Raw genomic sequence first — 13,610 nt, forward strand, 5'->3', positions numbered from 1 at the left:
TCACGTCTTCTTCTGCTGTTGGCGCCACTTCACGGCGGCGGTCAGGAACCGGAGGCCGAGCGCCAGGAGGACGAGGTTGCCGACCATCTGTGCGGTGACGACCGCCCGCGCGGCCTGGGTGGTGGCGACGATGTCTCCGAAACCCACTGTCGCGAAAACGGTCACGCAGAAATACAGGGCATCGATCCGTGAGAGCGGCACGTCGAACGATTCCGGAACGTTGTACGACAGGACGTGATACGCGGTCGCGTACCCGACCAGGTAGACGGCGACCGTCAGCAGCAGCGCCTCGATCGCCTGCACGGCAGGGTACGGTGACCGCAGCACCTGCCGGATCTGCCAGGCGCACACGGCGCACACCACCAGGAACCCACCGGCGAGCACTGCCACGGCCGAGACATCGTCGAAATCCTCGAACGGCAGCACGAAGTACGCGATCAACAACACGATCGTGGTGAGCGCCGGCCGCAGCACAGCCAGCCACAGCAACCGGCGGCCCCCCACCCCCGGCAGGCTCGGCCCGGCCTCACCGTCGGTCATCGGCGACGCCCCGGCCCGGCGGTGCCGCGGTCAGTAGTAGTCCCGGCGCGGATTCCACGTGGCCACCGCCCAGATGACGACCACATCGAGCGCAATGATGAGCACCGACCACCACGGGTAGTACGGCAGCCACATGAAGTTGGCGAGAATCGACAGCGACGCAAGCACGATGGCCGCCACCCTCGACCAGGTCGCGCCGGTGAACAGCGCGAAACCCACCAGAGCGATCACCGCACCGAGCACGATGTGGATCCATCCCCAGGTGGTGAAGTCGAACTTGTAGGTGTACTCGATCCCGACGACGAACAACTCGTCCTCCGCCACGGCGGCGATCCCCTGGAAGACCTGGAGGATGCCGATCGTGACGAGAATGATCGCGGCGCCCATGGAGGTACCGGCCGCCACATCGTGTTTGACACTCGTGTCCTGGGACATGCCAATCGCCTTCCCTTCGATTCGGCCCGACGTACGGTATTGTGCGCGCGCCACCGGCCGCCTCGCATAGAGTTGATGATCTTCGCCGGACCTCGACCGCCCGACGACCGGCATTCCAGGGATGCGAGAGGCCTTTGGTCACCACATCGACCGAAGCGAGGGCATTCCGGGACCGAGCGGAGCAGGATGGTGGCTGCCGGGGTCGGTCGCGTGCACCAGCCACCGAGTCGACGCGGGTGGACACGGCCCGACGGCCCCGTTCCCGGCACAGCGAAAAGAGGTATACCCGTGAACGATGCCGACATCGACGAAATAGGTCCCATCGACTATCTCGTCGTCGAGTTCCCGGCAGACCGTCAGCCCGACGGCTCGGCCCTGCCGCTGCTGCGCGACCTCGTCGCGCGCGGGATCATCCGCGTGCTCGACCTCGCCTTCGTCCGCAAGGACACCGACGGCTCGCTGAGCGGGATCGACATCTCCGAGGTCGGACTCGAGGGCGACATCGACGTGACCCTCTTCGCCGAGGCGGCCACCGGCCTGCTCGACGACACCGACCTCGGCGAGGCCGGTGCGGCTCTCGAACCGGGATGCTCGGCGGCGATCGTCGTCTACGAGAACACCTGGGCCGCACCCTTCGCGGCCGCCCTGCGCCGCAACGGAGCCCAACTCGTCGCCTCCGGCCGCATCCCGGTTCAGAGCATCCTCGCATCACTCGAGGCGCTCGAAGCCCAGACCTGAACCACCGCAGCAGGATCCGATTCCGACTACGCCGAACGCCCACCCGAGGAGAACACCGTCATGCCCGGACTGCTTCGCGGGGTCGCCCGCACCGCCGTGGTGGCCGGAACCGCCACCGCTGTTTCCAACCGGGTCTCCCGGCGCCAGGGCCGGCGCTGGGCGGCGGAGGAACAGCCCCAGTACGCGCCACCACCGCCCGCCCCGGCGCCGGCCGCCGCTCCCCCCGCAGAGAGCGGCGCCGGCGGCATGGACCGGATCACCGCCCTGAAGGAACTCGCCGAACTGAAGACGCAGGGTGTGCTGACCGAGGCCGAGTTCGAGGCCGAGAAGGCCCGGATCCTCGCGTCGTAGCGGTTCCCGGAGCCGTCACTCCGCGCGCCACACCGGCGCGCGCTTCTCGGCGAACGCGCGGGCCCCTTCCTGCGCGTCCGCGGAGGCGAACACCGGCTCGACGAGCGCACGCTGCGACGCGAACGCCTCCGCGTCGGTGTACTGCACGGCCGACGACATGATCTGCTTGGAGGCACGGACGGCGAGCGGTCCGTTGCCGCTGATGCGGGCGGCGAGCGCCCGCGCGCCGTCGAGGGCCGCGCCCGGCTCGGTGAGGGTGTTGACCAGGCCGTGCGCGTGCGCCACCTCGGCGGTGAGGGGGTCACCGGTGAGCACGATCTCCATGGCGAGCTGGTAGGGCAGCACCTTGGGCAGGCGCAGCAGACCGCCGGCCGCGGCGACGAGCCCGCGCTTGACCTCGGGCAGGCCGAACTTGGCGCCCCGGGCGGCGACGACGAGGTCCGCCGAGAGGGCGAGCTCGCACCCGCCGGCGAGTGCCCAGCCTTCGACCGCGGCGATCAGCGGCTTGGTCGGCGGCCGCTCCGTGAGCCCGGCGAATCCCCGTCCGGGCAGCGAGGGCCGCTCGCCCCGGGTGAACGCCTTGAGGTCCATGCCGGCGCAGAAGGTGCCGCCGGCGCCGGTGATGATCCCGACGACCAGGTCCGGTCGCGCCTCGAACTCGTCGACGGCGGCGGCGAGCGCCTTGGCGACCTCGAGATCGACGGCGTTGCGCGCCTCGGGCCGGTTGATGGTCATGACGGCGATGCCGTCGCCGAACTCGGTCAGTACAGCGCTCACGTGGTGTCTCCTCGGGATCCTCGGGGTTCCGGCCGGGCACGGGGCGGAACGTCCCGTCGAGTCGATCACCGGACCGGCGCCCGAGACAAAGTCCGAACGGGGTATCGACCCATAGCCGAAACCTATGTAGGGAGGCCGGGGTCATGAGGTACCCGTCACTGTTCGCGCACGGGCGGGAAGAACCCGGCCGCGGGGCGTGTTGGACCCGACCGATCGACGACGGCCACGACACGGAAGGCCACGACACGGAAGGAGGCATGCGATGTGCACATCACCCCCGGCTGCGCCGGTGCGACAGCCGATGCGGCATCCCGTCGCGGGCATCCTTCCGCCGGCCGGGCCCCGACATGCGGGGCCGCCGGCGGCACCACCCGGCAGGTGCTGACCGCCGGGCGGACACCCCTCGTCCGGTGACCGCCGCTCCGACTTCGTTTACGGCACCGAGAACCCATCTGCCACAAGCGGATTCGAGACACCGCACTGGGCGGCAGCGAATCCGTCGCAAGTCCTGCGCCGCCCCGACCAGATCTGCATCCCCATCCTCGGAAGGAGGACCTGCCCGTGACCACGATGCTCACCGACCTGCTCGCCCCGTCGGACGCCACGCCGGACTGGGACCTGGCCGCGTGCCGCGGCGACGCGACCCCGGACGCCTGGTTCCCGGACCCGTCGGAGTCGTTCGACTACGCCCGCAACGTGTGCGCCCGCTGCCCCCTTGCCACCGCGTGCGCCACCTACGCCACCGAGACCCGGCAGTCCGGCATCTGGGGCGGCCGGGAGTTCCGCCGCGGCCGCGTGACCCGCGGATAAGCCCGCACGCCGCGCCCTGCGCCCCCGCACCTACCGATCGTTCAGTAAACATGTCATGCTGGCCGGCGTGGAACACATCGCACTCGCCGTGGCCGACGGCATCGCCACCATCACCCTCGACCGCCCCGACCGGCTCAACGCCTTCACCACCACGATGGAGCACGAGCTGATCGCGGCCTACGACCGCTGCGACGCCGACGATTCCGTGCGCGCCGTCGTACTCACCGGCGCCGGGCGCGCATTCTGTGCCGGCGCCGACCTCTCCGGCGGTGCCGACACGTTCGCGCAGCGACTCGACGAGCCGAGCGACGCCGCGACCGCCGACGTCCGGCGCGATGACACGGCCGCCGACGTCCGGCGCGACGGTGGCGGCCGCGTCGTGCTGCGCATGTTCGAGTGCCGCAAGCCGATCATCGCGGCGATCAACGGCCCGGCCGTCGGCGTCGGCATCACCATGACGCTCGCGGCGGATTTCCGCCTCGCCGCCGACGACGCCCGCATCGGCTTCGTGTTCAACCGCCGCGGCCTCGTCCCCGAGTCGTGCTCCACCTGGTTCCCGCCCCGCCTGGTTCCGCTGCAGACCGCCCTGGACTGGGTGTATTCGGGACGGATCTTCGACGCGGCCGAGGCCCACACGGCCGGGCTCGTCTATGCGCTGTATCCCGGGGCCGAACTGCTCGAGCGGGCGTATGCGCTGGCCCGCAGCCTCACCGAGCACTCGGCCCCGGTGTCGGTGGCGCTCTCGCGGCAGATGATGTGGCGCACGCTGGGCGCCGAGCACCCCATGGTCGCGCACCGCATCGAGACGCGCGGCATCAACCTCCGCGGCGTCGGGCGCGACGCCCGCGAGGGCATCTCTGCGTTTCTCGAGAAGCGTCCCGCGGCGTTCCCGGACAGTGTGTCCGCCGACCTGCCGGACCTGTTCCGCGACGATCTGCCCGTACCGCCGTTCCGCGGATGAACGGTCACCATTGACTGTTTAGTGGCGCGGCCCCTACGCTCGAAGCGACGAACACAGAGAGGGAACCATGACCACTCGTACCCGGCCCCCCGTCGTCGAACGCTGGCATCACATCGTCGAGCACGAGGACATGGCCGCCCTCGAGGACCTGATCGCCGACGACGCCGTGTTCTCCTCCCCCGCGGTGTTCACACCGCAGGAAGGCAAGGCCAAGACCGTCGCCTACCTGCGAGCGGCGCTCACCGTGTTCTCCGGTGCGGGGTTCCGCTACGTCGACGAGTGGTACAACGACGACTCGGCGGTTCTCGAGTTCACCGCCGATCTCGACGGCATCCACGTCAACGGCATCGACCTGATCCGCTGGGACGACCGCGGCCGGATCATCTCGTTCAAGGTCATGACCCGTCCGCTGAAGGGCCTGCAGGCCCTCATCCCGCTCATGGCCGCCCGGCTCGGGCAGTCGTAACACCGAAATCACCAAGGAGATTCGCATGGCCCTGCCTTCGATCCTGCAAGACCGGCTGCGCCTGCCCGTCGTGGCGTCGCCGATGTTCATCGTCTCCGGTCCGGACCTGGTGATCGCCCAGTGCACCTCCGGCGTCGTCGGCTCCTTCCCCTCGCTCAACGCGCGCCCCCAGGCGATGCTGCGCGAGTGGCTCACCCGCATCACCGAGGCCCTCGCCAAGCACGACGCCAACCACCCCGAGGCGCCGTCCGCGCCCTACGCGGTCAACCTCATCGTGCACCGCTCCAACGACCGCCTCGAAGAAGACCTCGCCACGATCGTCGAGTTCGAGGTCCCGGTCGTCATCACCTCCCTCGGCGCCCGCACCGACGTCAACGACGCCATCCACTCCTACGGCGGCATCGTCCTGCACGACGTCATCAACAACACCTTCGCCCGCAAGGCCGTCGACAAGGGCGCCGACGGCCTCATCGCCGTCGCCGCCGGCGCCGGCGGCCACGCGGGCGCCCAGTCACCGTTCGCGCTGGTCCAGGAGATCCGTGAGTGGTTCGACGGCCCGCTGCTGCTGTCGGGCTCGATCGCGCACGGCCGTTCGATCCTCGCGGCGCAGGCCGCCGGCGCCGATCTCGCCTACGTCGGTTCGGCGTTCATCGCCACCGCCGAGGCCAACGCCGACGCCCGCTACAAGCAGATGATCGTCGACTCCAGCGCCGCCGACATCGTCTACTCCAACCTGTTCACCGGCGTGCACGGCAACTACCTGCGCGGCAGCATCGAAGCCGCCGGGCTCGACCCGAACAACCTCGCCGTGTCGGACCCGTCGGCCATGGACTTCGGCACCGGCGAGAGTTCCGGAACCGGCGCGAAGGCGAAGGCCTGGCGCGACATCTGGGGTTCCGGGCAGGGCGTCGGCGCGGTCGACGCCGTCGTCCCCGCCGCCGAGCTCGTCGACCGGCTCGCCACCGAGTACCGCGCGGCGCGGGAGCGGCTCGCCGGCCTGTAGGCGCACCGTCCGGCTGACCGCGGTCGCCACGACCACCCCGCCGAGGAGCGCGGCGAGCATCCACGCGGTGCTCGCCGCGCCGACGGCCGTCGTCAGCACGCCCACCGTCAGCGGGGCGAACATCGCCGGCAACGAGGTGACCAGCCCGGTCGCCGCGCCGACCCGGCCCCGCACCTCGTCGGGCACCAGTTCGGCACAGCGTGCGGTCACCACCACCGACCACGACGGGGTCACCGCCAGCAGGGCGGCATAACCGGCGGCGGCGACGACCGGCGACCCCGTGGCCGCCGCGAGGACCGCCAGGACACCGAGGCCCGCCGAGAGCACGAGCAGACGGTGCGCCGGGATCCGGCGGCGGAGCCGCGGCACCGCCAGCGCCCCGAGCATGCCCCCGCCGTACGCGACGGCGAGCGCGATCCCGACCGTCGAGGACGGCGCGCCGCTGCCGGCCAGGAGCACGACCACCACCAGACCACAGCCGTTGACCACGAACTCGGCGACGGCCGTCAGCGCCGCGGTGGTGCGAACGAACGGGTGGGATGCGAACCACCGCAACCCGTCCCGGATGGCGGCCCACGGCCGTTCCGCGGCGGAACCGGGGACGCGCGGCGCCTGCAGCGGGGTGCGCACCCGGGCCGCGGCCGCTCCCGCCACCACGAACGACACGGCATGGCCCGCGAAGGGCAGCGCGGCGCCGAGACCGTAGAGGGTCGCAGCGAGCGGCGGGCCGGCCACCCCGGTCGCGTACCCCCGCGCCTCGAAAAGCCCGTACGCCGTGCCGATCTGCTCGCGCTCGACCACCTGCGGCACAGCCGCGTCCTCGGCGAGTCCGCGCACCGCCCACCCCGCCCCGAGCACCGACACCGCGACGAGGACGGGCACCGGATGGAACAGACCGCGCCACGCGCAGCCCGCGAGCACCGCGGCGGCGGCCGCCGAGCAGGCGTCGACGGTGATCATGACGCGACGGCGATCGAAGCGGTCGACGATCCAGCCGGCCGGGACCGTCGCGGCCGTGAAGGCACCCATCGTCACGGTCGAGACCAGCCCGACCGTCGCGGCCGAACCGCTGACCGCGAGCACCCACAACATGATCGCGACGCCGTAGCCGCGGCTGCCGAGCTGCGCGACCGCCTGACCGGCGCACAGCCGCGCGAAGTCGGGGTTGCGGAGCGCACCACCGCCGGCGGACAACGGGCGTCACCCGAGTCCGGCGGCGGGGCGGCCCAGCGCGGTGACCGCCAGGGCCGGCTCGGCGGTGGGATCGCAGCCGAGCAGGTCCTCGAGCTCGCGGTCGCGCATCGCCGTCGCCGTCACCGCGCCCAGGCCCAGCGCGGTGGCGGTGAGCAGGACGGTCTGACTGACGTGGCCGAGTTCGATGAGGATGTCGCGGTAGGCGCGGGAACGTTCGTACCGCCACCGGGTCCGGGCCGGTACCGCCGTGTAGATCAGCAACGCCGCGCAGTCCGACAGCCACGGCTGCTCGCCGAGCGCCGCGCCCAGCACGGAGCCGGGCACGCTGTCGCCGATCCGTTCCAGCCCGCCGCGCAGCGGCGCGTAGTGGAAGAACCCCGGCGCGAGCCCGTCGACGCGGTTCGCGTAGAGGTACAGCTCGATGGGGGTGCGGGCGCCGGCGGACGGGCTGGTCTTCAACAGCACCTGCCCCACCTGCGGATGGTCGATCACTTCGACGGGTCCCGTCGCGACGCGGGCGACGGTGCCCACCGCGTCCAGGGACACGGGGTCGGCGGTGAACTGCCGGACCGAGCGGCGCTCGAACAGGGCGTCGACGAGTCCCGGGCGCCGCCACGCGGACGAGTCCGGCCGGTCGCCGGGCACGGGAATCATCGGATGCTGCGGGTAGGACTTGGCCGGCGCAGGGGCGGGCTGCTCGCTCGCCTTGGCCGCCGACCGCAGCTCGTCGTCGAGCACGTCGGCGAACCGGACGTCGGAGCCGGTGCGGGCCGCGAAGTGCAGGTAGCGGGCCGAGGGGCCCCACGTGCCCCACTCGGCGAGCATCTGCTGTTGTTCGACGTGCTCGGCCGATCCCTCGGCGACGAGGACCTGCGCCTCGAGCAGCCGGCGAGCGATTCCGAGCGGCAGCTCCCCCAGTTCGGCGATGCTGTCGAGTTCGCGCCACGACGCGAACCAGCGCAGCACCCGCTCGCTGTCGGGGGTGAGCGCGAACTGCCGGTGGTGCAGGTAGTCGTCCCACACCAGCGTGCCGTCACGCCAGAACAGCACCGCATACTCGGCAACGGCGACGCGGGTCATCGGTTCTCTCCTCGGGGGGCGGGGGCGGGGGCGGTCGCGGCGGCGATCAGGGCGCGCACCGCGTTCGTGGTGTCGGTGTCACCGGCGCCGTGTTCGGTCCAGCGCCAGTCGAATTCGGGGTTGACCTCGAGAAACACCGGGCCGCCGGGCGTGTCGAGCAGGTCGAAGGCGGCGAGGTCGAGCCGGAACCGGTCGAGGAGCGTCCGCAGCGATGCGGCCACGTCGGCGGGAATGTCGCAGCGCCGCACGGTGATCGACTCCGGCCGGGTCCACAGCGACTCGGGGGTGGGCCGGGTGACCGCGTAGCCGATCAGCGTTCCGCCCACGGCGTGGATCCGCAGCTCCCGGTCGGCGGCCACATACTCCTGCACGAGCACCGGTGCGCCCGTGCGGTGTTCGCCGTCGAGTGACGCGCGGCTGACGCGCTGCGGGTAGACGCCCCGCAGGCGGCCGGGTTGCGGTTCGACGCAGTGCCGGCCGAGGCTCTTGACCAGCAGGTCGCCGGGCCCCGGCAGGGCCCGGGCCGCGACGTCGAGCCGCGTGGTCACGAGGGTGGCGGGCACACGCAGCCCGGCCGCGCGGGCGGCGGCGAGCTGGGTCAGGCGGTCGGGGGTTCCGGGCCGGGCCCCGGAGTTGAGCGTGTGCAGGCCGGGGTGGGCGGCAAGGGCGGCGACGAGGGCCTGCCACTGGTCGCGCACGTGCTGCACTGCGTCGGGGGTGGTCTGCGCGGTGCGCAGTGCGTCGACGTCGAAGTAGCGCAGCCAGCACGCCCGGGGCCGGAACGTCCGGCCGTCGCGGGTGAGCAGGCCGGCGAACGGATCCCACTGCACGTCCGTGTCGGCACACCGGTCGCTGTCGAGACGCACCAGCGCGATGCCGCGGGCGGCGAGCCACAGCGACAGCTCGTCGATCTCGCGGTCGGCGGCCCGGGTGAGGACGAGGACACACGGCGCCGGATCCGTCGCCGCGGGATGCCCGACGCGGGCCTGGAAGTCCCGGGATTCGGCGGAGGCGGTGGTGAGGTGGGGGTGCGAGCGCAGCAGCAGCGGCAGCGCAGCGGTCATGAGGGGTTCCTTCGGTGGCGGTCGTCGGGACGGTACGGCCGGGGCACCGTGGTGCCCCGGCCGTTGCACGCCCGCCGATCAGCCGCCGTGGCAGCCCTTGCAGCCGGGCCGCGTCATGGCCTCGACGTAGTCGCTCGCGTAGGCCGCGAAGGTGGCGTCCTCGATCGCCGCGACGCTGCGCAGCGCGGCTTCGTCACCGGCGTCGAGGGTGAGCAGGGTCCGGGCCATCTCTTCGATGTTCATGGCGTCCGCCTTTTCTGGGAGGTTCCGCCGTTCCCGGGACCGGGTAGGCGGGCGTCGATCCGACGTATCGATCGTCGGCGACGGCGCCGCCCCCGGCCAGGCACCCCAGGGCGGGATCTGCCCACCCCTGCCGGTCAGACCTCGTTGTAGTAGGTCAGCTTCGGCGCACCCGCGAGCAGCGGACCGAGATCGGTGATCGCACCGGGCCCGGCCCGGAACTCGCGGTACGCGGCGTCGTGCTGCTCCGACTCCCACTTCTCCACGACCACCCAGCGGGCCTCGTTCGAACGGTCGGCGAGCACCTCGAGGCCCAGGCAGCCGTCGAACGCGCGGGTTTCCTTCAGCACACGATCCATCAGCGCGCGGGCCTCCCCGAGCACGTCGGGCTTGAACTCGAGCTCCAGGAATGCGGTCAGTGCCATAGCTTCTCCTCGTGGACGAACTTGCTGGACAACACTTCCGGCGACGTCAGAAGATCGAGTAGCCGCCGTCGATCAGGGTGGACGATCCGGTCTGGAACGCGGACGCGTCGCTCGCGAGGTACACGGCGATGCCGGCGAAGTCCTCGGGAGTTCCCCACCGGCCCAACGGTACCCGGGAAATAACGTGCGTGGTGAACGATTCGGAGCCCTGGAGCGGTCCGGTCATGTCGGTGGCGATCCAGCCGGGCAGCACGCTGTTGACGCGGATGCGGTGCCGGGCGAGTTCCACCGCGCACCCGTTGGCCAGGGCCAGGACCCCTGCCTTGGTGGCGGCGTAGGCCTGATTGCGCCCGGCGCCCTGGATCGCACCCAGGCTGGAGGTGACGATCACCGATCCGCCGGTGCCCTGGTCGACGAGCACCCTGGCCGTCTCGCGCAGGGTGAAGTACGCCCCGTCGAGGTTGGCGGCCGTCACCTTCCGGTAGTCCTCGGTACTCGACTCGACGAACTTGACGAGGGGCACACCGATTCCGGCGTTGACCACGACGATGTCGAGGCCGCCGAGCTCCGCGACCGTCGCGGCGACACCGTCGCGCACGGCCTCCTCGTCGGACACGTCCACCGATCGGGTCACCACGCGCGCCCCGGTCGTCGCGAGATCGGCCGCCGCCTTCTCGAGGCGTTCGGCGCCGCGGCCCCACAGCGCCACGTCGGCACCTGCGGAGGCGAGCCCGCGCGCCATGCCCAGCCCGATTCCGGCCGAGCCGCCGGTGACCAGTGCCCGCTTGCCGGACAGATCGAACATGGTGTCTCTCCTTCGGATACGGGGTGGATCAGGCGTATTCGGCGGCGATGTCGCGTCCGATGATCTCCTTCATGATCTCGGTGGTGCCACCGTAGATGGTCTGGATGCGGGTGTCGACGTAGGCGCGGCCGATGGGGTACTCCATCATGTAGCCGTAGCCGCCGTGCAACTGCACGCACCGGTCGACGACGCGCTTCTGCAGCTCGCTGGCCCACCATTTGGCCTTGGCGGCGTCGACCGCGGTCAGCTCGCCCGCGTTGAGCGCCAGGACGCACCGGTCGATGTGCGAGCCGGTGACCTCGATCTCGGTGAGCATCTCGGCGAGGGCGAAGCGGGTGTTCTGCAGGTCGCCGATCGGCTTGCCGAACGCCCTGCGTTCGAACACGTAGTCCTTGGTCCACTCGTACGCCGCCCGCGCGGCCGCGATCGCGGCGACGGCGATGGAGAGGCGCTCGAGGGGCAGGTGCTCCATCAGGTGGAAGAATCCCTGCCCTTCGGTGCCGAGCAGGTTCGCGGCCGGCACCCGCACGCCCTCGAAGGACAGCTCGGCGGTGTCCTGCCCGGCCAGGCCCACCTTGTGCAGCTTGCGGCCGCGGGAAAAGCCCGGCATGTCGCGTTCGACGACGAGCAGGGAGAATCCGCGGGCACCGGCGTGCGGGTCGGTGCGGGCGACGACGATGACCAGATCGGAGTGGATACCGTTGGTGATGAACGTCTTCTGCCCGGTCAGGATCCAGTCGTCGCCGTCGCGCACGGCGGTGGTCTTGACGGCCTGCAGGTCCGAGCCGGTGCCGGGTTCGGTCATGGCGATCGCGCCGATCAGCTCCCCGGCGGCCATGCCGGGCAGCCAGCGCCGCTTCTGGTCCTCGGTGCCGAGGTCGGCGACATAGGGGATGGCGATGTCATCCTGCAGGCTCATGCCGGAGCCGAAGGAGGTGGTGCCGGTGCGGGCGATCTCCTCGGCGACGACGCAGCGGAACCGGTAGTCGGTCACCCCGGAGCCGCCGTATTCTTCGGGGACGCCGAGGCCGACGATGCCGGACTTGCCGGCGGCGAGCCAGGCGGAGCGGTCGATGAGCCGCTCGGTCTCCCACCGTTCGTAGTGCGGTTCGACCTCGCGGGCGAGGAATTCGCGCACGGTGTCCCGGTACGCCTCGTGGTCGGCTTCGAAAAGGTTGCGGTGCATCGGTTCTCTCCCAGGAGGGCGAAGGACGGTCGGGTCGGCGGGCGATCGGCGCTCAGTTCCTCCGCACCGGCGACGAGCCGCTGGGCGGGTCCGGCGCGGCCCGGTATCCCACGATGCGCAGGGCGATGACGGTGTAGCGGGCGGTGACCTGGTCGGGAGTGAGCGGGCCGCCGAGCCGGAACCAGCGGGCGATGGACTGGCACATGCCGAGCAGGGCACGCACGGATTCGGCGATGTCGTCGACGGCGAAGACGCCGCGCTCGACCCCGTCGTCGACGAGGTCGAGGGCCATGAGCTCGAGGCGCTTCCGGGTCGCGGCGTAGTTGCGGCGGTTCTGCGGGGACACGTGCCGCAGTTCGGAGTCGAGTGCGGACTGCGGGGCGCGGTGCGTCGAGTTCAGCACGATCGCCTCGACGAAGTTGGTGAAGCGCCGGACGGGGTCGTCACCACCCTCACCGACGGCGGCGAGGGCGCGTTCGATCAGGTCCCGGACGGCGGTGTCGAGCAGGGTGACGAGAACGGCTTCCTTGTTCTCGTGGTGGTAGTACAGCGCGGGCACCGTCACCCCGACCCGGCGGGCCAGGTCGCGGACGGTGGTTCCGTGGAAACCGTTCTCTCCGAAGGCTTCCAGCGCGTGATCGAGGATGGGGCCGAGCTGTAGGGGCTCGAACTCCCGCCAGTTCGCGAACCTGGGGGGTGCGGGCTCCACAGTCATCGGCCCCGTCCTCTCACGCGTCGATCAGCTCAGGCGGCGCTCAGCGCGGGGCCATGCGGATGGCGCCGTCGAGGCGGATGACCTCGCCGTTGAGCATCGGGTTGGAGACGATGTGCGCGGCCAGGGCGCCGTACTCGGACGGGTCGCCGAGGCGGGCCGGGTGGGGCACCTGCTGGCCGAGCGAGGCCTGCGCCTCCTCCGGCAGGGAGCCGAGGAGCGGGGTCTTGAACAGGCCGGGGGCGATGGTGACGACGCGGATCAGCAGCGACGCGAGATCGCGGGCGATCGGCAGGGTCATGCCGACGACGCCGCCCTTGGACGCGGAGTAGGCGGCCTGGCCGATCTGGCCGTCGAACGCGGCGACGGAGGCGGTGTTGATGATGACGCCGCGCTCGCCGTCGATCGGCTCGGTCTTGGCGATGCGCTCGGCGGCCAGGCGGATCACGTTGAACGTGCCGACGAGATTCACGTTGATGATCTTGGTGAAGTCGGCGAGCGGGAACGCGCCCTTCTTGCTCACGGTCTTGATGGCGTTGCCGATGCCGGCGCAGTTGACCGCGACGCGCAGCGGGCCGAGCGATTCGGCGAGGTCGAGGGCCTCGACGACGGCGGCCTCGTCGGTGACATCGGCGGCGGCGAAGCGGACGCGGTCGCCGAGCTCCTTGGCGACGGTCTCACCGTTGGAGGAGGGCAGGTCGATGATGACGACCTGCGCGCCGTCGGCGAGCAGGGCCTTGACGGTGGCCAGGCCGAGGCCGGAGGCACCGCCGGTGACGACGGCAACGCTGTCGTTGACGATCATGAGATTCCTTTCGGATGT

At 71.3% G+C, this 13,610-nt stretch carries 17 protein-coding genes and 1 pseudogene; 6 read left to right on the forward strand and 12 right to left on the reverse strand.

Annotated elements, in window-relative coordinates; genetic code table 11:
• Together JYA75_RS03175 and JYA75_RS03180 are read right to left on the reverse strand one after the other, a co-directional pair.
• On the reverse strand, window positions 1-540 hold the full coding sequence (locus JYA75_RS03175; RefSeq protein WP_006940470.1) for a potassium channel family protein: 540 nt from the start codon (window positions 538-540) through the stop codon (window positions 1-3).
• A gap of 30 nt (window positions 541-570) precedes the next feature.
• On the reverse strand, window positions 571-975 hold the full coding sequence (locus JYA75_RS03180) for a hypothetical protein (RefSeq protein ID WP_043798307.1): 405 nt from the start codon (window positions 973-975) through the stop codon (window positions 571-573).
• Window positions 976-1,263: 288 nt separating this feature from the next.
• On the opposite strand from JYA75_RS03180, the gene JYA75_RS03185 reads away from it, so the two are divergent.
• Window positions 1,264-1,713: a DUF6325 family protein gene (locus tag JYA75_RS03185; RefSeq protein WP_185713432.1), complete on the forward strand. Its 450-nt coding sequence runs from the start codon at window positions 1,264-1,266 to the stop codon at window positions 1,711-1,713.
• 60 nt (window positions 1,714-1,773) lie between these two features.
• Window positions 1,774-2,064, forward strand: a complete 291-nt coding sequence (locus tag JYA75_RS03190) for an SHOCT domain-containing protein (protein WP_029546956.1) — start codon at window positions 1,774-1,776, stop codon at window positions 2,062-2,064.
• Between the two features lie 15 nt (window positions 2,065-2,079).
• Here the strand turns inward: JYA75_RS03190 and JYA75_RS03195 are convergent, their stop codons facing one another.
• Window positions 2,080-2,841 carry a crotonase/enoyl-CoA hydratase family protein gene (locus JYA75_RS03195; RefSeq protein ID WP_050034351.1) on the reverse strand — a complete coding sequence of 254 codons (762 nt, stop codon included), beginning with the start codon at window positions 2,839-2,841 and terminating at the stop codon, window positions 2,080-2,082.
• Window positions 2,842-3,402: 561 nt separating this feature from the next.
• On the opposite strand from JYA75_RS03195, the gene JYA75_RS03200 reads away from it, so the two are divergent.
• The 4 genes from JYA75_RS03200 to JYA75_RS03215 all read left to right on the forward strand — a co-directional run bounded on the left by JYA75_RS03200 (window position 3,403) and on the right by JYA75_RS03215 (window position 6,081).
• Window positions 3,403-3,651, forward strand: coding sequence for a WhiB family transcriptional regulator (locus JYA75_RS03200; RefSeq protein ID WP_006940478.1), 249 nt, complete (start codon window positions 3,403-3,405; stop codon window positions 3,649-3,651).
• 67 nt (window positions 3,652-3,718) lie between these two features.
• Window positions 3,719-4,612, forward strand: coding sequence for a crotonase/enoyl-CoA hydratase family protein (locus tag JYA75_RS03205; RefSeq protein ID WP_185713431.1), 894 nt, complete (start codon window positions 3,719-3,721; stop codon window positions 4,610-4,612).
• A 67-nt stretch (window positions 4,613-4,679) separates the two neighbouring features.
• Window positions 4,680-5,078: a nuclear transport factor 2 family protein gene (locus JYA75_RS03210; protein WP_185713430.1), complete on the forward strand. Its 399-nt coding sequence runs from the start codon at window positions 4,680-4,682 to the stop codon at window positions 5,076-5,078.
• A 25-nt stretch (window positions 5,079-5,103) separates the two neighbouring features.
• Complete coding sequence (locus JYA75_RS03215; protein WP_185713429.1) at window positions 5,104-6,081, forward strand: nitronate monooxygenase family protein; 978 nt, start codon at window positions 5,104-5,106, stop codon at window positions 6,079-6,081.
• A 48-nt stretch (window positions 6,082-6,129) separates the two neighbouring features.
• Here JYA75_RS03215 and JYA75_RS03220 read toward each other — a convergent pair.
• From JYA75_RS03220 to JYA75_RS03260, 9 genes and pseudogenes are all read right to left on the reverse strand, one after another.
• Window positions 6,130-7,275, reverse strand: a pseudogene (locus tag JYA75_RS03220) (MFS transporter); the annotation flags it as partial.
• A gap of 6 nt (window positions 7,276-7,281) precedes the next feature.
• The gene (locus JYA75_RS03225) at window positions 7,282-8,355 is read right to left on the reverse strand and encodes a SagB/ThcOx family dehydrogenase (protein ID WP_006944594.1); all 1,074 of its coding nucleotides are present in this window, start codon (window positions 8,353-8,355) and stop codon (window positions 7,282-7,284) included.
• Window positions 8,352-9,419, reverse strand: coding sequence for a hypothetical protein (locus JYA75_RS03230; protein WP_185713428.1), 1,068 nt, complete (start codon window positions 9,417-9,419; stop codon window positions 8,352-8,354). Before JYA75_RS03230 ends, JYA75_RS03225 begins: the two co-directional genes overlap by 4 nt.
• A 78-nt stretch (window positions 9,420-9,497) precedes the next feature.
• The gene (locus tag JYA75_RS03235) at window positions 9,498-9,662 is read right to left on the reverse strand and encodes a hypothetical protein (protein WP_006944596.1); all 165 of its coding nucleotides are present in this window, start codon (window positions 9,660-9,662) and stop codon (window positions 9,498-9,500) included.
• Between the two features lie 134 nt (window positions 9,663-9,796).
• Window positions 9,797-10,084: an antibiotic biosynthesis monooxygenase gene (locus JYA75_RS03240; protein ID WP_029546949.1), complete on the reverse strand. Its 288-nt coding sequence runs from the start codon at window positions 10,082-10,084 to the stop codon at window positions 9,797-9,799.
• A 46-nt stretch (window positions 10,085-10,130) separates the two neighbouring features.
• Window positions 10,131-10,889: an SDR family oxidoreductase gene (locus tag JYA75_RS03245; protein ID WP_043798289.1), complete on the reverse strand. Its 759-nt coding sequence runs from the start codon at window positions 10,887-10,889 to the stop codon at window positions 10,131-10,133.
• Window positions 10,890-10,917: 28 nt separating this feature from the next.
• Complete coding sequence (locus tag JYA75_RS03250) at window positions 10,918-12,075, reverse strand: acyl-CoA dehydrogenase family protein (RefSeq protein WP_006944601.1); 1,158 nt, start codon at window positions 12,073-12,075, stop codon at window positions 10,918-10,920.
• A gap of 52 nt (window positions 12,076-12,127) precedes the next feature.
• Window positions 12,128-12,790: a TetR/AcrR family transcriptional regulator gene (locus tag JYA75_RS03255; protein ID WP_043798285.1), complete on the reverse strand. Its 663-nt coding sequence runs from the start codon at window positions 12,788-12,790 to the stop codon at window positions 12,128-12,130.
• A 40-nt stretch (window positions 12,791-12,830) separates the two neighbouring features.
• Window positions 12,831-13,592 (reverse strand): 3-hydroxyacyl-CoA dehydrogenase, encoded by a 762-nt coding sequence (locus JYA75_RS03260; protein ID WP_006944612.1) that lies wholly within the window; start codon window positions 13,590-13,592, stop codon window positions 12,831-12,833.
• Window positions 13,593-13,610: the final 18 nt, after the last annotated feature.

It is taken from the genome of Rhodococcus sp. PSBB066, from assembly GCF_017068255.1.
GTDB classification, from domain to species: domain Bacteria; phylum Actinomycetota; class Actinomycetes; order Mycobacteriales; family Mycobacteriaceae; genus Rhodococcus; species Rhodococcus aetherivorans.